Source organism: Cupriavidus oxalaticus, from assembly GCF_016894385.1.
GTDB classification, from domain to species: domain Bacteria; phylum Pseudomonadota; class Gammaproteobacteria; order Burkholderiales; family Burkholderiaceae; genus Cupriavidus; species Cupriavidus oxalaticus.
Genome location: NZ_CP069811.1, coordinates 666314 through 686029, shown reverse-complemented (window position 1 = coordinate 686029; position 19716 = coordinate 666314). Strand labels below are relative to the sequence as shown.

General features: G+C 67.7%; 19 protein-coding genes. 15 read left to right on the top strand and 4 right to left on the bottom strand.

The features are described from left to right. Positions 1-124 precede the first annotated feature (124 nt). On the bottom strand, positions 125-1672 hold the full coding sequence (locus JTE92_RS03015; RefSeq protein WP_063242072.1) for an AMP-binding protein: 1548 nt from the start codon (positions 1670-1672) through the stop codon (positions 125-127). A 257-nt stretch (positions 1673-1929) separates the two neighbouring features. Here JTE92_RS03015 and JTE92_RS03010 point away from each other — a divergent pair, with 257 nt between their 5' ends. Then, a complete protein-coding gene (locus JTE92_RS03010; RefSeq protein WP_063242071.1) occupies positions 1930-3072 on the top strand; it encodes an acyl-CoA dehydrogenase family protein in 1143 nt (380 codons plus the stop codon). 38 nt (positions 3073-3110) lie between these two features. Beyond that, a complete protein-coding gene (locus JTE92_RS03005) occupies positions 3111-4346 on the top strand; it encodes an acyl-CoA dehydrogenase family protein (RefSeq protein ID WP_063242070.1) in 1236 nt (411 codons plus the stop codon). 38 nt (positions 4347-4384) lie between these two features. On the opposite strand, the gene JTE92_RS03000 is transcribed toward JTE92_RS03005, so the two are convergent. Next, the gene (locus tag JTE92_RS03000) at positions 4385-4948 is read right to left on the bottom strand and encodes a nuclear transport factor 2 family protein (RefSeq protein WP_063242069.1); all 564 of its coding nucleotides are present in this window, start codon (positions 4946-4948) and stop codon (positions 4385-4387) included. A 114-nt stretch (positions 4949-5062) separates the two neighbouring features. Between JTE92_RS03000 and JTE92_RS02995 the strand changes: the two genes are divergently transcribed. Further along, positions 5063-5605 carry a MarR family winged helix-turn-helix transcriptional regulator gene (locus tag JTE92_RS02995; RefSeq protein ID WP_063242068.1) on the top strand — a complete coding sequence of 181 codons (543 nt, stop codon included), beginning with the start codon at positions 5063-5065 and terminating at the stop codon, positions 5603-5605. Between the two features lie 13 nt (positions 5606-5618). On the opposite strand, the gene JTE92_RS02990 is transcribed toward JTE92_RS02995, so the two are convergent. Next, positions 5619-6842: an IscS subfamily cysteine desulfurase gene (locus tag JTE92_RS02990; RefSeq protein WP_063242067.1), complete on the bottom strand. Its 1224-nt coding sequence runs from the start codon at positions 6840-6842 to the stop codon at positions 5619-5621. Positions 6843-7230: 388 nt separating this feature from the next. Between JTE92_RS02990 and JTE92_RS02985 the strand changes: the two genes are divergently transcribed. The 12 genes from JTE92_RS02985 to JTE92_RS02930 all read left to right on the top strand — a co-directional run bounded on the left by JTE92_RS02985 (position 7231) and on the right by JTE92_RS02930 (position 18804). Continuing rightward, positions 7231-7761, top strand: coding sequence for a flavin reductase family protein (locus tag JTE92_RS02985; RefSeq protein WP_063242066.1), 531 nt, complete (start codon positions 7231-7233; stop codon positions 7759-7761). Positions 7762-7797: 36 nt separating this feature from the next. Further along, entirely contained in the window at positions 7798-9282 is a 1485-nt protein-coding gene (locus JTE92_RS02980) for a 4-hydroxyphenylacetate 3-hydroxylase family protein (RefSeq protein ID WP_063242065.1), read from the top strand. A 48-nt stretch (positions 9283-9330) separates the two neighbouring features. Then, positions 9331-9711, top strand: coding sequence for a cupin domain-containing protein (locus JTE92_RS02975; RefSeq protein ID WP_063242064.1), 381 nt, complete (start codon positions 9331-9333; stop codon positions 9709-9711). A gap of 2 nt (positions 9712-9713) precedes the next feature. Beyond that, positions 9714-11066 carry an amidase gene (locus JTE92_RS02970; RefSeq protein WP_063242063.1) on the top strand — a complete coding sequence of 451 codons (1353 nt, stop codon included), beginning with the start codon at positions 9714-9716 and terminating at the stop codon, positions 11064-11066. Positions 11067-11116: 50 nt separating this feature from the next. Then, a complete protein-coding gene (locus JTE92_RS02965; RefSeq protein WP_063242062.1) occupies positions 11117-12343 on the top strand; it encodes an ABC transporter substrate-binding protein in 1227 nt (408 codons plus the stop codon). 66 nt (positions 12344-12409) lie between these two features. Continuing rightward, positions 12410-13099, top strand: coding sequence for a DUF2848 domain-containing protein (locus JTE92_RS02960; RefSeq protein ID WP_063242061.1), 690 nt, complete (start codon positions 12410-12412; stop codon positions 13097-13099). A gap of 61 nt (positions 13100-13160) precedes the next feature. Next, complete coding sequence (locus tag JTE92_RS02955) at positions 13161-13937, top strand: ABC transporter ATP-binding protein (protein WP_116386872.1); 777 nt, start codon at positions 13161-13163, stop codon at positions 13935-13937. 16 nt (positions 13938-13953) lie between these two features. Next, a complete protein-coding gene (locus tag JTE92_RS02950) occupies positions 13954-14685 on the top strand; it encodes an ABC transporter ATP-binding protein (RefSeq protein ID WP_116386873.1) in 732 nt (243 codons plus the stop codon). Positions 14686-14703: 18 nt separating this feature from the next. After that, on the top strand, positions 14704-15588 hold the full coding sequence (locus JTE92_RS02945; RefSeq protein ID WP_063241941.1) for a branched-chain amino acid ABC transporter permease: 885 nt from the start codon (positions 14704-14706) through the stop codon (positions 15586-15588). After that, positions 15588-16604: a branched-chain amino acid ABC transporter permease gene (locus JTE92_RS02940; protein ID WP_063241942.1), complete on the top strand. Its 1017-nt coding sequence runs from the start codon at positions 15588-15590 to the stop codon at positions 16602-16604. Before JTE92_RS02945 ends, JTE92_RS02940 begins: the two co-directional genes overlap by 1 nt. Before the next feature lie 152 nt (positions 16605-16756). After that, positions 16757-17893, top strand: a complete 1137-nt coding sequence (locus JTE92_RS02935) for an FAD-dependent monooxygenase (RefSeq protein ID WP_063241943.1) — start codon at positions 16757-16759, stop codon at positions 17891-17893. Between the two features lie 68 nt (positions 17894-17961). After that, positions 17962-18804 (top strand): IclR family transcriptional regulator, encoded by an 843-nt coding sequence (locus tag JTE92_RS02930; RefSeq protein WP_063241944.1) that lies wholly within the window; start codon positions 17962-17964, stop codon positions 18802-18804. A 30-nt stretch (positions 18805-18834) separates the two neighbouring features. Here the strand turns inward: JTE92_RS02930 and JTE92_RS02925 are convergent, their stop codons facing one another. Beyond that, on the bottom strand, positions 18835-19662 hold the full coding sequence (locus JTE92_RS02925) for an IclR family transcriptional regulator (RefSeq protein WP_063241945.1): 828 nt from the start codon (positions 19660-19662) through the stop codon (positions 18835-18837). Between the last annotated feature and the right edge of the window lie 54 nt (positions 19663-19716).

Here is a 19716-nt window from a genome sequence, read left to right as displayed (position 1 = left end):
GGGCGGCCGTGACTGTGATGGAACACGGAATTATGGCGTAAACGCGGGCGGCCGCGCGCCGCCGAGGGTTCCGGGTCGCTTCAGGCGGCCTTCCGGCTGGATTAAGGCCGCGCTGGAGCCGCCTTCACACCAGCTTGTTGCCGTGGCCTGCCCAATAGCGGTCGCGCAGCAGCCGCTTGAGCAGCTTGCCGGTCGGCAGGCGCGGCAGCTCGGACTCGAAATCGACCGAGCGCGGGCATTTGATGGTGGACAGGTTGGCGCGGCAGAACGCAATCAGCTCGGCTGCCAGCTCCGGCCCGGCCTGCGCCATGTCGGCCGGCTGCACCACGGCCTTGACCTCTTCGCCGAAATCCTCGTTGGGCACCCCGATCACCGCCACGTCAAGCACCTTGGGGTGCGTCATCAGCAGGTTCTCGGCCTCCTGCGGATAGATGTTGACGCCGCCGGAGATGATCATGTTGGCCTTGCGGTCGGTCAGGAACAGGTAGCCGTCGGCATCGGCATAGCCGACATCGCCGATGGTGCTCCAGTCCGGATGCCGGGGATGGCGCGATTCCGCCGTCTTGGCCGGGTCGTTGTGGTATTCGAAGGGGCGGCCTTCGGCAAAATAGATTGTGCCGGGCTCGCCCGGCGGCTGCAGTTCGCCGTCGGGGCCGCAGATGCGCAGCTTGCCGACCATGGCCCGGCCCACGGTGCCCTTGCGCTGCAGCCATTCCTGCGTGCTGACCACGGTCACGCCGTTGCCCTCGGTGCCGGCGTAGTACTCCCAGATCACCGGGCCCCACCACGCGATCATCGCCTCCTTGACCTGCACGGGGCATGGCGCCGCGGCATGGATCGCCACGCGCAGCGACGACACATCGCAGGCCTGGCGCTGCGCCTCGGGCAGCTTGAGCATGCGCGAGAACATCGTCGGCACCAGCTGCGTATGCGTGATGCGGTGCTGCTGCACCAGCTGCAGGTACTGTTCCGCGTCGAAATGCTCCATCACCACCGCCGTGCCGCCCAGCGCCTGCACCGACATGTTGTAGCGCAGCGGCGCGGCATGGTACAGCGGCGCCGGCGACAGGTAGCGGGTCTCGGCATCGAAGCCATAGAGCCGCTGGCACAGGCTGGTGAGCGTGGTGGGATCCTCGATGCGCGGGCTGGCCGGCGGCGCATACACGCCCTTGGGCCGGCCCGTGGTGCCGGAGGAATAAAGCATGTCGCCGCCGGTCACTTCGTCCGCGATGCGCGTCGTGGGGCAGCTTGCCAGCGCAGGTTCATAAGCGTCGTAGCCAGGCACCGTGCCGTCGAGCATCAGCCGGCGCGTCAGCGCCGGCGTCTGCGCCACCAGCGAGGCCGCGATCTCCGCCTGCGCGTGCGTGGTCACCAGCACCTGCGCAGCGCTGTCATTGACGATATAGGCGGCGTCGGCCGCGTTCAGCTTTGTGCTCAGGCAGATATAGATGATGCCGCTGCGTTGCGCGCCCCAGCACAGCTCGAACAGGCGCGGATGGTTCTCCAGCATGAAGGCCACGCGGTCGCCCGGGCGCAGTCCCAGCGCGCGGAACAGGTGTGCCACCTGGTTCGAACGCTCGTCCAGCTCGCGGTACGTGACGACCGCGCCGCTGCTGCCCATGATGACGGCCGGCTTCTCCGGCGTGTGCTGCGCGTGGATGGACGGATGCATGGCGTTGAGCTCCTCGACAGCGGTTCGCTGGATTGGGATGGGTGATCCCGCATTCTGTGAACGACCCGCCGGTTCAACCATCGTCGGAAGCGACGAAGCGGGGTGTCGGCATGTTGATGCGGTGCCGCATGAAACGGCGGTGCGTGGCGCCTGCGCACCTTCGTCCGATGCGACGATGCGCCGCGCGGCGGCCTGCCCGGATCATGCTGGCACAGGCTATCGCAGCCACGCCTTCCCCCATTCCCGAAGGAGCCGAGGTGGATTTCAAGTTCAGCGAAGAACAGTCGATGCTGCGCGACACGCTCGCGCGTTACCTGGCCGACCACTACGACTTTGAAGCGCGCCGCGCCGCAGTGCAGTCCCCCGCGGGCTGGCGCTCCGACTGCTGGCGCGCCTTTGCGCGCGACCTCGGCATCCTGGGCGCGGGCTTTCCCGAGGCGCTCGGCGGGCTGGGCGGCGGCGCTGCCGAGCACATGATCGTGATGGAACAGTTTGGCCGCCACCTGGTGCTCGAGCCGTATCTTGGCACCGTGGTGCTGGCCGGCGGCGCGCTGGCGCAAGGCAGCCCGGAACTGGCGGCACAGTGGCTGCCCGCCATCATCGGCGGCGAGGCCACCGGCGCCTGGGCGCATGCCGAACCCGCCAGCCGCTATTGCCGGCATGACGTGCAGGCCAGCGCCACGCGCGCGGGCAACGGCTACAAGCTGAGCGGCCACAAGCACGTCGTGGTGGGTGCGCCGTTCGCCTCGCACCTGGTGGTCAGCGCCCGCACCGCCGGGGCGCGCCGCGACCGCGAGGGCATCAGCCTGTTCTGGATCGCACGCGACACGCCCGGCGTGACGCTGCGCGAATATCCCACTTTCGACGGCATGCGTGCGGCCGAGGTGCTGCTCGACAATGTACAGGTGCCGGCCAGCCAGCGCATCGGCGCCGAAGGCGAGGCCTTCGCGCTGATCGAGCGGCTGTGCGACCACGCCATGGTCGCGCTGGCCGCGGAAGCCAACGGCGCGATGGCGCGCATGCTGGCCGACACCATCGACTACGCGCGCCAGCGCAAGCAGTTCGGCGTGCCGATCGGAACCTTCCAGGTGCTGCAGCACCGCATGGCCGACATGTACATGCAGCTGGAGCAATCCGTGGCACTGACGCAGGTCGCCGCGATGCAGGCCGGCGGCGCGCCGGCGGCCTTTGCGCAGGCGGCGTGCGCGGCCAAGGCCCAGGCCGGCCAGGCCGGTGCCTTCGTCGGCCAGGGCGCGGTGCAGATCCACGGCGGCATGGGCGTCACGGCGGAGCTGGCGATGGGCCACTACTTCAAGCGCGTCACCGCGATCGACCTGCAGTTCGGCTCGGCCGAGCACCACTTGCGGCGCTACGCCGACCTGCTCCATCCCGCCGCCTGAATCGCAAATTCCTGACGACTACCCAGCGAGGCCCGTCGATGCATCTCGATTTCTCCCCGCAAGACCAGCAATTCCGTGAGGACGTGCGCGCCTGGATCGCCGAGGCGTATGACGACGAACTGCGCGCGCTGATGGCGCAGTCCAAGAACGGCTATCTCGACAAGGCCGGCCAGGTGCGCTGGCAGAAGGCGCTGCATGCGCGCGGCTGGGCCGCGCCCAACTGGCCGCAGGAATACGGCGGCCCGGGCTGGACGCCGACGCAGCGCTTTATCTTCCAGTCCGAGCTGGCCGCGGCCGGCTGCCCGCCGGTGTCGCCGATGGGGCTGAAGATGGTGGCGCCGGTGATCATGAAGTACGGCACGCCGGCGCAGAAAGCGCGCTTCCTGCCGCCGATTCTGGCTTCGGACGTGTGGTGGTGCCAGGGTTATTCGGAGCCCAATTCCGGCTCCGACCTCGCGTCCTTGCAGTTGCGCGCCGATCCCGGCACCGACAGCGACGGCGGGCACTACATCCTGAACGGCTCCAAGATCTGGACCACGCATGCGCAGTGGGCCGACTGGATGTTCTGCCTGGTGCGCACCAGCCGCGAGTCGAAGCGGCAGGAAGGCATCTCGTTCCTGCTGCTCGACATGCATGCGCCCGGCATCACGGTGTCGCCGCTGCCGACGCTGGACGGTCCGGTGGACGGGCAGCAGGAGGTCAACCAGGTCTTCTTCGAGAACGTGCGCGTGCCGGCGGAGAACCGCATCGGCGAGGAAGGCAAGGGCTGGACCTACGCCAAGTACCTGCTGGAGTTCGAGCGTGGCGGCACCTACAGCCCGATGCTGCGCAAGCAACTGGCCAAGGTGGCGCAGATCGCCGCGGAGCAGACCGCCGACGATGGCGGGCGGCTGCTCGACGACCCCGCGTTCCGGCGCAAGCTGGCCGCGCTGCACGTGCGCACGGCCGCGCTGGAGGCGGTCGAGCTGCGCGTGTTCTCGGGCGTGGAATCGGGCACGTCGATCGGCGCGGCGTCCAGCATGCTGAAGCTCACCGGCACGGAGACGCTGCAGGCGGTCAGCGAGCTGGCGGTCGAGGCTGCCGGCCCCGCGGCGCTGCCGTTCGTGCAGGACACCTGGGCCGGGATCCAGGGCCGCGAGGCCGCCCCGCGCGTGGGGCCGGACTATGCGGCCGTGCTGGCGCCGCGCTATTTCAACTACCGCAAGGCATCGATCTACGGCGGATCGAACGAGATCCAGCGCAATATCATCGCCAAGCTGGTGCTGGGGCTTTGAGGTGGTATGCCGGCAGGTTCATCCTGCCGGCCAGGCCCTCAGACAAATTCTTCCAGGAACGCCAGCCTGGCGTCGGCTGATGCCTGGGCTTGCACTGCCGCCTGCAGCGCCGGCGAGGGCAGCCAGGGATACGGCAGTGCCGCCTGCAAGGCCGCCAGCATGGCCGCGCCGGCATCCGGCACAACGTCCATGCGCGCGATATGGATGTGCAGGCTGCCGATGCGGTACGTGCCATCCGGCTGCCGGGCAAAGCCCCAGCGGTAGACGCCCTTCCCCGCGCGCAAGGTGTGCGCCGCCGTCTCGCGCATCAGCACCAGCCACGGGACCGTCAGCGTGGTTCCGTCCGCCGCGAGCGACAAGTCGCCGACGTAGTAGGTCCGGCAGCGGTCGAATGTCCTGGCGAAGTCAGCGACCAGCGTCGCCGCGATCGCCGCGGCCCCTTCGGTCTTTTCCGGAAAGCTGATGGTGTCGGTGTCGATCGAGAAGGTCAGCGTCGCCTCGGGCGCGAATGCCTCGTGGATCAGGGCGGGGCGGTTGTGGTCCTTGGCCTCGACATAGCGGGCCAGCAGCGCTCGTGCTTCGGGTAGTGAAATCGGGTTCATACAGGCAACGCGTTCGCGCAAAAAAGAGAGGCCGGACCGCACGGCAGGCCGCGCGGCGAGTTTGGTAGAATTTGGCACAAAGCTTGCATTACAAGCTAATCGAACAATCCGCCGATGGCTACGACTCCTGCAAACAAGACCCTGACAATCACGCATCCGGCTTGCCTGGTCGACGGCTCGGACCGCGAGTTCCGGCACCTCGTCAATGGCCTGCTGCCGTTTGCCGCGCGGCTGCTGTCGGTGCGGGACGGCTTTGGCAACCTGGTCGGACTGACCGGCGTGCAATATTCGCTGATCCGCTCGATCGCCCACCTGTCGCAGCAGGGCGAGGTGACGGTGAACCAGCTGGCCGACCACCTGCACCTGAGCGGACCGTTTATCACCATCGAGACCGGCAAGCTGAAAAAGCTTGGCCTGATCGACAAGAAGGCGCATCCCGATGACAAGCGCAAGATGCGCCTGACCATCACCACCGCGGGCAGCAAGCTGCTCAATGAACTGCTGCCGGTGCAGCAGCAGATCAACGACGTGTTGTTCGACGGCGTCACCCGCACCGAATTCAAGGTGCTGTGCTCGGTGGTCGACCGGCTCGTCGCCAACGGCGACCGTGCCGCGCTCGACCTGGAGCATCTGCAGGCGCGCCGGCTGAAAGGCTAACGGCGCGGCGCCGTCAATGCGCGGCCCATTGCACCGTGCCGACATCGATGCCCTCCTGGTGCATCTCCCAGAGCGGGCTGAGTCCGCGCAGTTTTGACACCGTCGCGCTGACCTGCCGGATGACTTCGTCGACTTCGGCCTCGGTGGTGTAGCGGCCCAGCGTAAAGCGAATCGAGCTGTGCGCCAGCTCGTCGCTGCGGCCCAGCGCGCGCAGCACGAACGACGGTTCCAGCGATGCCGAGGTGCAGGCCGATCCCGAAGACACCGCCACGTCCTTGATGCCCATGATCAGCGACTCGCCCTCGACGTAGTTGAAGCTGATGTTCAGGTTGTGCGGGATGCGGTGTTCCAGGCTGCCGTTGACGTAGACCTCGTCCAGCCGCGACAGCCCCGCCAGCAGCCGGTCGCGCAGCGCGCCGACACGGCGCCCCTCCTCTTCCAGTTCCAGCCGCGCCAGCCGGAACGCCTCACCCATGCCGACGATCTGGTGCGTCGGCAGCGTCCCGGAACGCATGCCGCGCTCGTGGCCGCCGCCATGGATTTGCGCCTCGAGCCGGATGCGCGGCTTGCGGCGCACGTACAGTGCGCCGATCCCCTTCGGCCCGTAGACCTTGTGCGCGGTCACGGTCAGCAGGTCGATCTTCAGCGCGGCCAGGTCGATCGCGATCTTGCCCGCGGCCTGCACCGCATCGCAGTGGAACACAATGCCCGCCGCGCGGCAGATCTCGCCGATCTGCGCGACCGGCTGGATCACGCCGATCTCGTTGTTGACCATCATCACCGACACCAGGATGGTGTCCGGCCGCAGCGCCGCGCGCAGCCCGTCCAGGTCGATCAGGCCGTCGGGGCCCACATCGAGATACGTCACGTCAAAGCCTTGCCGCTCCAGTTCGCGGCAGGTATCGAGCACGGCCTTGTGCTCGGTCTTGACCGTGATGATGTGATTGCCCTTGCCGCGATAGAAATGCGCGGCGCCCTTGATCGCGAGGTTGTTTCCTTCGGTGGCGCCGGAGGTCCAGACGATCTCGCGCGGGTCGGCATTGAGCAGCGCCGCGACGTGCGTGCGCGCCGCTTCCACGGCCGCTTCCGCCTGCCAGCCGTAGCTGTGGCTGCGCGAGGCCGGGTTGCCGAACTGCTGGTGCAGGAACGGCACCATCTTGTCGACGACGCGGAGGTCCACCGGCGTCGTCGCGCTGTAGTCCATGTAGATGGGGAGGTTGTCTTGCTGGTTTTGCATGGGGCGCATTCCTGGCTGCGGAGAGAGTACGACCGGGGGTAAAGCGGGGTAAGGCGGAACCCGCTGGTCAGGGAAAGTGCGGCCGAGTCTAGCACCGGGCAGCGCGCCACGAGGCTGGCCGCCATGCTGCCGATAGGGTTGCTCCGGGCTGCCGCCCGCGCTTTTGCAAGACCGGAGCGCCGCCCCCGCCTGCCGCAAACCGCCGCACCACAAGGCTTTGCGGCATCCACGCGCGCGCCGCGGCACGCATGCCGGCGCTGCGCCTAGGGTTTTTACCACCTTGAATACCGCAGTTTGTTATCGTTCAATAAAACCTAACTTACAAAGCTAATTAAGCAAACAAACTGCGGCGGCCGGACCGGTTGCCCAAACATGTGTAGGAGTCGTGATGGCTGAGTCATCTGTCGATCAGGGCGTCGTAACGGACGCCGACGCCCAGCGCCGTTTCCGCAACGCGCTGGCCATGTTCGCCACCGGCGTCGCCGTGATCACCGCGCCGCGTGCCGGCGAGGTCCCGGTTGGCATCACGGTGGCGTCGTTCAACTCGGTATCGCTGGATCCGCCCCTGGTGCTGTTCTCGGTCGATCGCCGCTGCCTGAGCCTGGCCGACCTGCGCAGCGCGCCGCGCTACGCGGTCAACGTGCTGGCCGAGGCGCAGCAGGAGATATCGAACCGCTTCGCCCGCGCCAACTCGGGCAAGTGGGATGGCATCCACTTTGGCAACCTCGGCGACCGCCACGTGCTCTTGCCGGACACGCTGGCGACGTTCGAATGCGAGCCCTATGCGATGCATGACGGCGGCGACCACGTGATCTTCATCGGGCGGGTGGTCCGTCACCAGGCCCGCCACGACGGCCGGCCGCTGATCTTCTTTGGCGGCAAATACCGGGCGCTGGAAGACAGCCCCGCCGCCGCCTGAATCCAACAACACAAGCAGTCAGCACAGGAGAACGACATGATCAAGACCGGCACCCAGCACATCGCCATGCTGCGCGATGGGCGCGAAGTGTACCTCGATGGCAAGCGCGTGACCGACGTCACGGCACATCCCGCCTTCCGCAACTCGATCCGCAGCTATGCCAATCTCTACGACTTCCAGGCGCGTCCCGAGAACGTCGACAGGATGACGTTCCGGCCCGAAGGCAGCGACCGGCGCGTCAGCCGCATCTGGGAGCTGCCCACCAGCTACAACGAGCTGGTCGAGCGCCGCGAGATGCTGGAAGCCTGGACCGCGCTGCACTATGGCTTCATGGGCCGCTCGCCCGACCATGTCGCGTCGTGCATCTCCGGCATGTACATGGGCATCGACGTGCTCGAGCAGGCCGACCCGGCGCGCGCCGGCGCGTTGCGCGACTACTACCGCTACGCCCGCGACAACGACCTGTTCCTCACCTATGTGATCGTCAACCCGCAGGCCAACCAGGCCAAGGCGGCGCATGAGCAGGAAGACAAGTACCTGGCGGTGGGTATCGTCGACCAGGACGCTGAAGGCATTACCGTGCGCGGCGCCAAGATGCTCGCCACCAGCGGCATCATGGCCAACGAGGTCTTCTGCAGCTGCATCCAGCCGCTGCGCGAGGGCGACGAGATGTATGCGCTGTCGTTCGCGGTGCCGATGAACAGCAAGGGCCTGAAGGTGCTGTCGCGCAAGTCCTACGAGGCCAGCGCCACCTCGGTCTTCGACAACCCGCTGGCGAGCCGCTTCGACGAGAACGACGCCGTGCTCTACTTCGACGACGTCAAGGTGCCGTGGGAGCGGATCTTCGTCGCGGGCGACGTTACCATGTGCGCGAAGCAGTTCCATGCCACGCCGGCGCACGTCTACCAGAACTACCAGTGCCAGGTGCGGCTGATGGTCAAGCTGCGCTTCCTGGTCGGGCTGGCGCACCGCATCACCGAGATCAACGGCACTGCCGGCTTCCCGCAGGTCAGGGAACTGCTGGGCCAGCTCGCCGCCGAGGCGGGCATGGTGGAGGCGTGGGTCTATGGCATGGAAGCGAAGGGCCAGGTCAACCAGAACGGCTATTTCATTCCCGACCGCGGCATGCTGTACGGCTCGCAGGTGGTGACGCAGCAGCTCTATGCCAAGGTCCTCAATACGCTGCGCGAGCTGGCCGGCGGCGGCATGATCATGCTGCCCTCCAGCATCGAGGATTTCGCCAATCCCGCGCTGGCCGACATCATCGCCAAGACGCAGAAGTCTCCGGTGTGCAGCCCGGAGGAGCGCGTCAAGTTCTTCAAGCTCGCCTGGGACGCGGTCGGCTCCGAGTTTGCCTCGCGCCACAACCAGTACGAGATGTTCTACGCCGGCGCCACCTTCGTCACCAAGGGCCACGCCTACCGCACCTATGACTGGAAGCGCGCATCGGGCCTGGTCGACAACCTGCTCGGCAGCTATTCCCTGCAGGACGAACTGGGCCGGTTGCCGCAGGCCGCCTGAACGCAGCAAGACCCCGTCCCCATCCTTGCCTCGATAACGGAGATCAGCATGGCAATCAACAAGCTTCACGACGAGTTCCATACCCTGGACCTCACCTCCGGCTGGGAGGTGCCCGAAGGCTACCCCGCCGGCATCCAGCAGAAGATCCTGTCCGGCGCGCTGGACGAAAGCGGCCGCCGCGGCAGCCGCACCCGCCTGCTGCGCTTCGATGCGGGCATCTTCACCAAGGCGCCGTTCGTCCACGAGTACTGGGAGGAGGTGTACCTGCTCAGCGGCGACCTGACCGTCGGCAATGATGTCAACGGCGAGGGCGGCGAAGCCTTCGCGCCCAACACCTACGCCTGCCGCCCGCCCGGCGCCTTCCACGGCCCGTTCAAGTCCGACGGCGGCTGCATGCTGCTGGAAATCCACTACTACGACCCGGCCTGATCATGGAAGCGACCGTAGCCGCCGCAAAGCGCCAGCTCGCCGACGGCAGCGCCAATGCGCTGTCCCTGCTGGCCTCGTGTGTCGAACGCATCTGCAATCCCGGCGGCGAAGGCGCGCGCGTCTTCCCGCACGGCGTCAGCATGGCCGCCCGCAAGCAGGCGCAGGCCAGCGACATGCTGCGCGAACAGGGCGTGGCCGGTGCCCTTGCGGGGGTGCCGGTGTCGGTGAAGGACCTGTTCGACGTGCAGGGCGATGTCACCCGCGCCGGGGCCAAGGTGCTGCCCGAGCGCGCCGCCAGCGCCGATGCCCCGGCCATTGCGCGGCTTCGTGCCGCGGGAGCGGTCTTTGTCGGCCGCACCAACATGACCGAGTTCGCCTATTCCGGCGTCGGCATCAATCCGCACTACGGCACGCCGCGCAACCCGTTCGACCGGCAGGCCGGGCGCATTCCGGGCGGCTCGTCGTCCGGCGCGGCGGTTTCGGTGACCGACGGCATGGCACTGGCCGCGATCGGCTCGGACACCGGCGGCTCCTGCCGCATCCCGGCGGCGCTGTGCGGCATCGTCGGCTTCAAGCCCACCGCGAGCCGGGTGCCGCTGCAGGGCGCGGTACCGCTGTCGCCCAGCTACGACTCGGTCGGCTGCCTGGCCAACACCGTGGCGTGCTGCGCGGCGGTCGACGCGGTGATGGCCGGGGAAGCAGCGCCTGCGGGGCCGGCCAGCCTTGCCGGACTGCGCCTGGCCGTACCCGGCGGGATGGTGCTGGACGGGATCGACGATACGGTCGCGCAAGCCTTCAGCGATGCCTTGCGCCGGCTTTCCGCCGCAGGCGCGCTGCTGCAGGACGTGGGTTTCGACAGCTGGGGCCAGCTCGGCGAACTCGGTCACGGCGGCGGGCTGGTGGCCGCCGAGGCCAGCGCCTGGCACGGCAAGCTGATGGCGGCGCACGCCGACCGCTACGACCCGCGCGTGCTGTCGCGCATCCGGCTGGCCGACGGGCAACTCGCCGCCGACTACCTGCGCATGCGCGAGCGCCGTGCCGCGCTGTGCCGGCAGGCGGATGCCGAACTGGCGGGCTTCGACGCCGTGGTGCTGCCGACCGTGCCGATCGTGGCGCCGCTCATCGCCGACCTCGCCGACCACGACCACGACGAGGCCTTCTTTGCCACCAACCGCCTGCTGCTGCGCAACCCGGCCATCGCCAACATGCTCGACCTGTGCGCATTGTCCGTCCCGTGCCATCGCCCTGGTGAAGCGCCGGTGGGCCTGATGCTGTTCGGGCGGCACGGCGCCGACCGCAGGCTGCTGGCGCTCGGCATGGCCGTGGAAGCGGCGCTGCGGCCGGCGTACAGATAAGCGCCACCAGAGCAGTACCCACTATTCCTACAAAGACCCAAGGAGACAACATGCCTGATATCCGTATCGGTGCGGCCGCCCTCGCCTGCGCCACCCTCATTTCGGGAACCGCCTTGGCGGCCGACCCTGCCCCCATCAGCGACGGCGTCGTCAAGATCGGTGTCCTCACCGACATGTCGTCCATCTTCTCTGACATCGGCGGCAAGGGCTCGGTGATCGCCGCGCAGATGGCCGTCGACGACTTCGGCGGCAAGGTGCTCGGCGCGCCCGTGCAGGTGGTCAGCGCAGACCACCAGAACAAGACCGACGTGGCCGCCACGCTGGCGCGCGGCTGGTTCGACAACCAGAAGGTCGATGTCATCCAGGACGCGCTGCCGTCGTCGGTGGCGCTGGCCGTTTCCAACCTGGGCAAGCTCAAGCACAAGATCGTGATTGCCAGCGGTGCCGGGACCACGCGGCTGAGCAACGAGGACTGCTCGCCCTATACGATCCAGTATTCGTACGACACCTATGCCTTCGCCGCCAACACGGTCAAGGCGCTGACCCGCCGCGGCGACAACAGCTGGTACTTCCTGACCGTCGACTACGCCCTGGGCGCCTCGCTGGAGAAGGACGGCACCGAGGCGCTGTCGAGCGTCGGCGGCACGCTCAGGGGCAAGGCGAAGCACCCGATCAACTCCGCCGACCTGTCGTCGTACCTGCTGCAGGGGCAGGCGTCGGGCGCCCGCGTGATCGGCCTGGCCAACGCCGGCGCCGATACCGTCAACGCAATCAAGACCGCGGCGGATTTCGGCATCAACGGCAGCGGCAAGCAGCGGCTGGCGGGCCTGCACATGTTCATCAGCGACATTCACAGCCTTGGCCTGCAGGCCGCGCAAGGCATGACGCTGACGACTTCGTTCTACTGGGACCGCGACGACGCCACGCGCGCGTGGTCGCAGCGCTTCTTCGCCAAGACCGGCAAGATGCCGACGCTGGTCCATGCCGGCGTGTATTCGTCGACCATGCATTACCTGAAGGCGATCCAGGCCGCGCGTACCGACGACAGCGACGCGGTGCTGGCGAAGATGCGCGCCACGCCGGTCAACGACTTCTTCGCGGCCAACGGCACCATTCGCGCCGATGGCCTGATGGTGCACGACATGTACCTGGTCGAGGTCAAGCGGCCGCAGGAATCGAAGCGCCCGTGGGATTACTACAAGATCAAGAGCGTGATCCCGGCCAGCGAAGCGTTCCGACCGCTCAGCGCCAGCGCCTGCCCGTTGGTCAAAAAGTAAGCCTGCCCGTCCATGCGGCCGGCGCTGACGCTGGCCGCCCCCTCCCCGCACAGAGAGCCCCCGATCATGAAGACCCTTACCTTTGATATCGACAGCCGCCAGGGCAAGTCGCAACGCGCCGTCGCCATCCGCCAGCTGGTGGTGGCGGGGTGGACCGGCCGCGACGTCGACGCCATGGAAGCCCATATCCGCGAGCTGGAAGAACTGGGCGTCAAGCGCCCGCCCTACACGCCCGTGTTCTATCGCGTTGCCGCCGAACGGCTGGGCGCCGCGCCGGAGATCCAGGTCAGCGGCGCAGCCAGCAGCGGCGAAGCGGAATTCCTGCTCGTCAACGACGGCGGCGAGATCCTGGTGGGCATCGCCTCGGACCACACCGACCGCGAAGCCGAGACCTACGGCATCACCGTGTCCAAGCAGATGTGCGAGAAGCCCTGTGCGCAGACGCTGTGGAAGCTGGCTGAAGTGGAAGGCCACTGGGACCAGCTGGTGCTGCGCTCGTACGCCACCATCGACGGCGAGCGCGTGCTGTACCAGCAAGGCGCGGTGACGGCGATGCGCTCGCCGGCCGACCTGCTGGACCGCTTTGCCGGGCATGGCGGCAGCTTCGGCGCGGGCTCCGCAATGCTGTGCGGCACGCTGCCGGCCATCGGCGGCATCCGGCCTGCGCAGCGTTTCGAGATCGAGCTGGAAGACCCGGTGCTGGGCCGCACGCTGCGCCACGCGTACGCGATCGCAACGCTGCCGGTGGAGGGTTGAGCATGGCGCGCCATCCCTTTCGCCACGGCAACGTGGCGGCCAACGACAAGGAGGCACGCCCATGCCGCATGACGACCTGATCCTGGCGACCCGCAACCTCGGCAAGTCGTTCCGCGGCTTTACCGCGGTCAACGGCGTCAACCTGCAAGTCCGGCGCGGCTCGATCCATGCATTGATCGGCCCCAACGGCGCAGGCAAGACCACTTGCTTCAACCTGCTCACCAAGTTCCTGGAGCCGACCACCGGCACCATCGTATTCAACGGCATCGACATCACCCGCGAAAAACCCGCGCAGATCGCGCGCCGCGGCGTGATCCGTTCGTTCCAGATCTCGGCCGTGTTCCCGCACCTGACGGTGATGGAGAACGTGCGCATCGGGCTGCAGCGGCAACTCGGCACGGCGTACCAGTTCTGGCGCAGCGAGCGCTCGCTCGATGTGCTCAATGACCGCGCCATCGAGCTGCTCGAGCAGGTGGGGCTGACCGAGTTCGCGCGGACGCTGACGGTGAACCTGCCATACGGGCGCAAGCGCGCGCTGGAGATCGCCACCACGCTGGCGATGGAGCCCGAGCTGATGCTGCTCGACGAGCCCACGCAGGGCATGGGCCACGAGGACGTGGACCGCGTCACGCAGCTGATCAAGAAGGTCTCCGCCGGCCGCACCATTTTGATGGTCGAGCACAACATGAGCGTGGTCTCGTCGATCGCCGACAAGATCACCGTGCTGCAGCGTGGCGCGATCCTGGCCGAGGGGCCTTACGCCGAGGTGTCAAAGGACCCGCGCGTGATGGAGGCCTACATGGGCACCGCGGACGCCGAACTGCAGGGCGCGCACTGAGCCGGGGGACGATAAGATGAGCACGAACAACACGCCCGCACTCGAAATCAAGGGCCTGCAGGCCTGGTACGGCGAATCGCACATCCTGCACGGCGTCGACCTCACCGTGAACCGCGGCGAAGTGGTGACCCTGCTGGGCCGCAACGGCGCCGGGCGCACCACCACGCTGCGCGCGATCATGGGCCTGACCGGCGCGCGCAAGGGCTCGATCAAGGTCAATGGCCACGAGACCGTCGGCCTGCCCACGCACAAGATCGCGCACTACGGCATCGGCTATTGCCCGGAGGAGCGCGCGATCTTCTCCAGCCTCTCGTGCGAGGAGAACCTGCTGCTGCCGCCGCAGCTCAAGGGCAAGGGTGGCGAGACGACCGCAGGCATGAGCGAGGCCGAACTCTACGACATGTTTCCCAACCTGAAGGAGCGCCGCCAGAGCCAGGGCACGCGCCTGTCGGGCGGCGAGCAGCAGATGCTGGCGGTGGCGCGCATCCTGCGCACCGGCGCCAACCTGCTGTTGCTCGATGAAATCTCGGAAGGGCTGGCACCGGTGATCGTGCAGGCGCTCGCGCGCATGATCCTGATGCTCAAGCAGAAGGGGTACACGGTGGTGATGGTGGAGCAGAACTTCCGCTTCGCCGCGCCGCTGGCCGACCGCTTCTACGTGATGGAGCACGGCAGCATCGTCGAGCGCTTCGATGCCGGCGAACTGGAGGCAAAGATGCCGGTGCTGCATGAGCTGCTGGGCGTATGAGTCTGACGAGGAGCATCCATGAACCTGTTTGAAATCCCCTTGCCCGCGCTGCTGTCTCAACTGCTGCTGGGGCTGGTCAATGGCGCCTTCTACGCCATGCTGAGCCTGGGCCTGGCCGTGATCTTCGGCCTGCTCAATGTCATCAACTTTGCCCACGGCGCGCTGTTCATGCTGGGCGCGGTGCTGGCCTGGGCCGGCATGTCCTATGCGGGCCTGAGCTACTGGGCGATGCTGGCGCTGGCGCCACTGGCGGTGGCCGGGGTCGGCGTGGTGATCGAGAAGACCATGCTGCGCTGGATCTACAAGCTCGACCACATCTACGGCCTGCTGTTGACGCTGGGCATCACGCTGGTAATCGAAGGCGTGTTCCGCTCGGTCTACGGCGTTTCTGGCTTGCCCTATGCGCCGCCGGAAGCGCTGCAAGGCGCGTCGGACCTGGGCTTCATGCGGCTGCCGAACTACCGCGTGTGGGTGGTGGCGGCATCGCTGGTGGCGTGCCTGTCGACCTGGTACGTGATCGAGAAGACCCGGCTGGGCGCCTGCCTGCGCGCCGGCACCGAGAACCCGAAGGTGGTCGAGGCATTCGGCGTCAACGTGCCGAGGATGGTGACGCTCACCTACGGCTTCGGCGTCGCGCTGGCCGGCTTCGCCGGCGTGCTGGCGGCACCGGTGATGCAGGTGTCGCCGCTGATGGGGCAGAACCTGATCATCGTGGTGTTCGCGGTGGTGGTGATCGGCGGCATGGGTTCGATCCTGGGCGCGATCCTGACCGGCCTGGGGCTGGGCGTGATCGAGGGCCTGGCCAAGGTGGTCTACCCCGAGGCGTCGTCGACGGTGGTGTTCGTGGTCATGGTGGTCGTGCTGCTGCTGCGCCCGGCCGGACTGTTTGGAAAGGAGAAGTGATGAACGGATCGACTATCGCTACCCTCGGGATGCAGCCTGCACAGGCCGCGCGCCGCCTGCCAAAGCGGGCGCTCTACGGCGCGCTGCTGGCTTGCCTGCTGGCCGCGCCGCTGGCCGGCGCCTATCCGGTATTCGTGCTCAAGGTGCTGTGCTTCGCGCTGTTCGCGTGCGCGTTCAACCTGCTGATCGGCTATGCCGGCCTGCTGTCGTTCGGTCACGCGGCCTTCTTCGGCGGTGCGGGCTACGCAGCGGGCCATGCCATGAAGGTGTGGGGCGTGACGCCCGAGATCGGGCTGCTGCTGGGCACGGGCACCGGCGCGCTGGTCGGCCTGGTGATGGGTGCGCTGGCGATCCGGCGCCAGGGCATCTACTTCTCGATGATCACGCTGGCGCTGGCGCAGATGCTGTTCTTCCTCTGCCTGCAGGCGCCGTTCACCGGCGGCGAGGACGGCCTGCAGGGCATCCCGCGCGGCAAGCTGTTCGGCGTGCTGCCGCTGTCCGACGACCTGACGCTGTACTACGTGGCGCTGGCGATCGTCGTGGCGGCCTTCGCGCTGATCGTGCGCACGGTGCATTCGCCGTTCGGCCAGATCCTGAAGGCGATCAAGGAAAACGAGCCGCGGGCGATCTCGCTGGGCTATGACGTCGACCGCTTCAAGCTGGCTGCCTTCGTGCTGTCGGCGGCGCTGGCGGGGCTGGCGGGATCGGTCAAGGCGCTGGTGCTGGGCTTCGAGACCCTCAGCGATATGCACTGGTCGATGTCGGGACTGGTGATCCTGATGACGCTGGTCGGCGGCCTGGGCACCTTGTCAGGCCCGATCGTCGGCGCCTTCGTGATCGTGGCGCTGGAGAACAAGCTCGGCGACATCGGCAGCCTGCTGGCCTCGGCCACCGGGATCCAGTGGTTCAACGGGCTGGGGGAATCGGTGTCGATGGTGACCGGCGTCATCTTCGTCGTCTGCGTGCTGGCCTTCCGCAAGGGCATTGTCGGGAGTTTCAGTCGACAACACGAATAGCCTCTTCCGCCTACGCGTTAACCCTTGGTTGACGCTCTACCCCCTCGCGCATAGACTTTTTATGAACATATCGTTCATTTATGAACATAAAAAGTCAGCGCGCGCCCCACCGGTTTCCGGAACGCCTCGCTGGCGTTACCGGAACGGCAACAATGACTTTGAAGATCGGCATCAACGGCGCCGGCATCGGCGGACTGGCCGCGGCCATCGCGCTGCGCGAGTTCGGCCTGGACGCGGTGGTCTATGAGCAGGCACCGCGCTTTGCCCGCGTCGGCGCGGACATCAACCTGACGCCCAACGCGGTGCGCGCGCTGGACGGCCTGGGCGTCGGCGACGCGCTGCGCGAGACCGCGGCGCGGCCCACCCACCGCATCAGCCGCATGTGGGACACCGGCGCAGAAACCTCGCGCCTGCCGATGCAGGAAGACGCCGAGCACCGCTACGGCGCCCCGCAGCTCACCATGCACCGCGCCGACCTGATGACCGCGCTGGAAGCCGCGGTGCCCGCCGCGAACGTGCGCCTGGGGCACAAGGCCGTGGCGATCCTGCCCGATGCGCAAGGCGCCACGCTGCGCTTTGCCAATGGCACGGAAGAGCGTGTCGACGTGCTGGTCGGCGCCGACGGCATCCACTCCACGGTGCGCACCGCACTGCTCGGCCAGGAAAGCCCGATCTTCACCGGCGTGGTCGCATACCGCGCCGTGGTGCCCGCCGAAAAGCTGGCCGGCGTGCCCAACCTGGACGCCTTCACCAAGTGGTGGGGGCCGGATGCCGCCACGCAGATCGTCACCTTCCCGCTCAACCGCGGCCGCGACATCTTTATCTTTGCCACGGTGGCGCAGGAAGCCTGGCGGCATGAATCGTGGACCACGCCGGGCCGCGTGGAGGACCTGCGCAGCGCGTATGCCGGCTTCCATCCGGAGGCTCGCGCGCTGCTCGATGCCTGCGACGACGTGCTGATTTCCGCGCTGTACGTGCGCGACCCGCTGCCGCGGTGGTCGTCCGGCCCGGTCACGCTGCTGGGCGATGCCTGCCATCCGATGATGCCGTTCATGGCGCAGGGCGCCGGCATGGCGATCGAGGACGGCGTGGTGCTGGCTCGCTGCCTGGCTGATGCGGCAAAGGATGGCGCTGCCGCCATACCCGCGGCGCTGGCCCGCTACCAGGCGGCGCGCCACGAGCGCACCAGCCGCATCCAGATCGGCTCGCGCAGCAATGCGTGGCTCAAGGAAGGCGGCAATGCCGACTGGGTGTACGATTACGACGCCTGGAACGTGGCGCTGGGCTGACGCAGCCGCTTCGTTCCCCAAGCACGGCCGCCTGCTCGCGGCCGTTTTCCATTGACAGCCACCCGACGATGCCCAAGTCCCGCCCGCCTGCAGATCCCGACCTCGACGCCAGCGCCGACACCGAAGACGCCCGCGAAGCCCAACTGGTATCGCCGGTGATACGCGGCCTGCGCCTGCTGCGCTATATCGCCGAAGGCGGCTCCACCGCCAACCTGAGCGAGGTCGGCCGCCGCATCGACGTGAACCGCGTTACCGTGATGCGGCTGCTGGATACGCTGGAGCACGAAGGCATGGTGGAACGCCTGCCGCATGGCGGCCACCAGGTCGGCTTCAATTTCCTGAAGCTCGCGTCGCGCGTGCTGGCATCGAACGATCTGACCAGCCTGGCCACGCGCGTGCTGGCCACGCTGAGCGGCTCGCTGCAGCTGTCCGCGTACCTGGTGGTGCGCGACGGCGGCGACGCCCTCTACCTGCTGCGCCATATGCCGGCTGCGACGCTGGTCAGCAATATCCAGGTGGGCAGCCGCGTGCCGGCGCACCTGACGACGCCCGGCCGGATGCTGATCGCCGGCCTGGCGCCGGAGGCGCTGAAGGAATTGCTGGGCCCGGACCCGCTGCCGACCGTGACCGGCCAGAGCCCGGCCACCCACGCCCGGCTGGCCGATATCCTGGCCGCCGACCGCGAGCGCGACTGCGCGTGGAGCTTTTCGGCCTACGAAGCGGGGATCGATTCCTGCGCGGCGCCGGTGCGCGGCGCCGATGGCGAAGTCGTCGCCGCGCTCAGCGTGGCGGGACCGCAGCAGCGCTTCGAGCAGGACCCCGCGCTGCGCGAACGCGTGGAGAAGGAAGTCAAGGCAGCGGCACGCGACCTGTCGGCGCTGCTGGGCCATCGCCCCGAGCGGCAGCGCTGACGCCGCTCGGCTGGCTTGTTTTGCTGGTGCCTATGCAAACGGTTTCGGCATGACCGGACGGTAGTCGAGCAGGCGCGACAGTTCGGCCGCCGCCTGCCGGACTTTCTCGACCATGCCGTCCAGCTGGTCGGGTTCGATGCGCGCGGCGGGGATGGTTGCACCGAGCGCCGCCACCACCTTGCCGGTGCGGTCGCGCACCGGCGCCGCGATGGTGGAGATGCTGGCCTCGAAGAAGCCCTCATGCAGCACGTAGCCGCGCTCCCGGTCGCGCTGGACCATTTCGTACAGCTCCTGGACCGTGCGCGGGGTGCTCTCGGAAAACACTTCGAGCTGGTCTTCCGGATATAGCGCGCGCAGTTCTTCCAGCGTCAGGTCTTCCAGCAGCACCCGGCCCAGCACGGTGGCGTGCGCCGGCAGCCGCGTGCCCACGTTGACCGTGCTGGCGAACGGCCGCGCCGCCACCGACTTGGCCACGTAGACGATCGAGCGCCCGTCGCGCACCACCAGGTTGCAAGGGTAATGGATGTCGTCGCGCAGCCGGTCGAGCAGCGGCCGGCCCAGCTCGGTCAGCTCCAGCGACGCCAGGTAGTCAAAGCCCAGCCGCAGCACCGCCATGCCCAGGCGGAATTCGCGCCCGCCATCGGTGCGCTCGACAAAGCCCATCATTTCAAGGGTGGCCAGCAGCCGGAACACCGTCGAGCGCGGCACCTTGAGGCGGCGCGCCAGGTCGGCGGCGGACAGGGTGCGCTCGCGGCTGCTGAACTCGCCCAGCAGCCGCAGCCCGCGCTCTAGGCCGGGCACAATGTATTTATCCTGGCCGCTGTCCTTGTCGTCCTCTGGCGGCGTATCGGTGGTCATGGTCTGTCTCTGCAGGTTTCGGTCTTGGCGTAACGCTTCATATATCACGCCTGA

Excerpts from the sequence above, each read along its gene's own strand:
- JTE92_RS03015 (WP_063242072.1), bottom strand. The coding sequence starts at position 1,672 with ATGCATCCGTCCATCCACGCGCAGCACACGCCGGAGAAGCCGGCCGTC.
- JTE92_RS03005 (WP_063242070.1), top strand. The coding sequence starts at position 3,111 with ATGCATCTCGATTTCTCCCCGCAAGACCAGCAATTCCGTGAGGACGTG.
- JTE92_RS03000 (WP_063242069.1), bottom strand. The coding sequence starts at position 4,948 with ATGAACCCGATTTCACTACCCGAAGCACGAGCGCTGCTGGCCCGCTAT.
- JTE92_RS02995 (WP_063242068.1), top strand. The coding sequence starts at position 5,063 with ATGGCTACGACTCCTGCAAACAAGACCCTGACAATCACGCATCCGGCT.
- JTE92_RS02990 (WP_063242067.1), bottom strand. The coding sequence starts at position 6,842 with ATGCAAAACCAGCAAGACAACCTCCCCATCTACATGGACTACAGCGCG.
- JTE92_RS02985 (WP_063242066.1), top strand. The coding sequence starts at position 7,231 with ATGGCTGAGTCATCTGTCGATCAGGGCGTCGTAACGGACGCCGACGCC.
- JTE92_RS02980 (WP_063242065.1), top strand. The coding sequence starts at position 7,798 with ATGATCAAGACCGGCACCCAGCACATCGCCATGCTGCGCGATGGGCGC.
- JTE92_RS02975 (WP_063242064.1), top strand. The coding sequence starts at position 9,331 with ATGGCAATCAACAAGCTTCACGACGAGTTCCATACCCTGGACCTCACC.
- JTE92_RS02970 (WP_063242063.1), top strand. The coding sequence starts at position 9,714 with ATGGAAGCGACCGTAGCCGCCGCAAAGCGCCAGCTCGCCGACGGCAGC.
- JTE92_RS02965 (WP_063242062.1), top strand. The coding sequence starts at position 11,117 with ATGCCTGATATCCGTATCGGTGCGGCCGCCCTCGCCTGCGCCACCCTC.
- JTE92_RS02960 (WP_063242061.1), top strand. The coding sequence starts at position 12,410 with ATGAAGACCCTTACCTTTGATATCGACAGCCGCCAGGGCAAGTCGCAA.
- JTE92_RS02955 (WP_116386872.1), top strand. The coding sequence starts at position 13,161 with ATGCCGCATGACGACCTGATCCTGGCGACCCGCAACCTCGGCAAGTCG.
- JTE92_RS02950 (WP_116386873.1), top strand. The coding sequence starts at position 13,954 with ATGAGCACGAACAACACGCCCGCACTCGAAATCAAGGGCCTGCAGGCC.
- JTE92_RS02945 (WP_063241941.1), top strand. The coding sequence starts at position 14,704 with ATGAACCTGTTTGAAATCCCCTTGCCCGCGCTGCTGTCTCAACTGCTG.
- JTE92_RS02940 (WP_063241942.1), top strand. The coding sequence starts at position 15,588 with ATGAACGGATCGACTATCGCTACCCTCGGGATGCAGCCTGCACAGGCC.
- JTE92_RS02935 (WP_063241943.1), top strand. The coding sequence starts at position 16,757 with ATGACTTTGAAGATCGGCATCAACGGCGCCGGCATCGGCGGACTGGCC.
- JTE92_RS02930 (WP_063241944.1), top strand. The coding sequence starts at position 17,962 with ATGCCCAAGTCCCGCCCGCCTGCAGATCCCGACCTCGACGCCAGCGCC.
- JTE92_RS02925 (WP_063241945.1), bottom strand. The coding sequence starts at position 19,662 with ATGACCACCGATACGCCGCCAGAGGACGACAAGGACAGCGGCCAGGAT.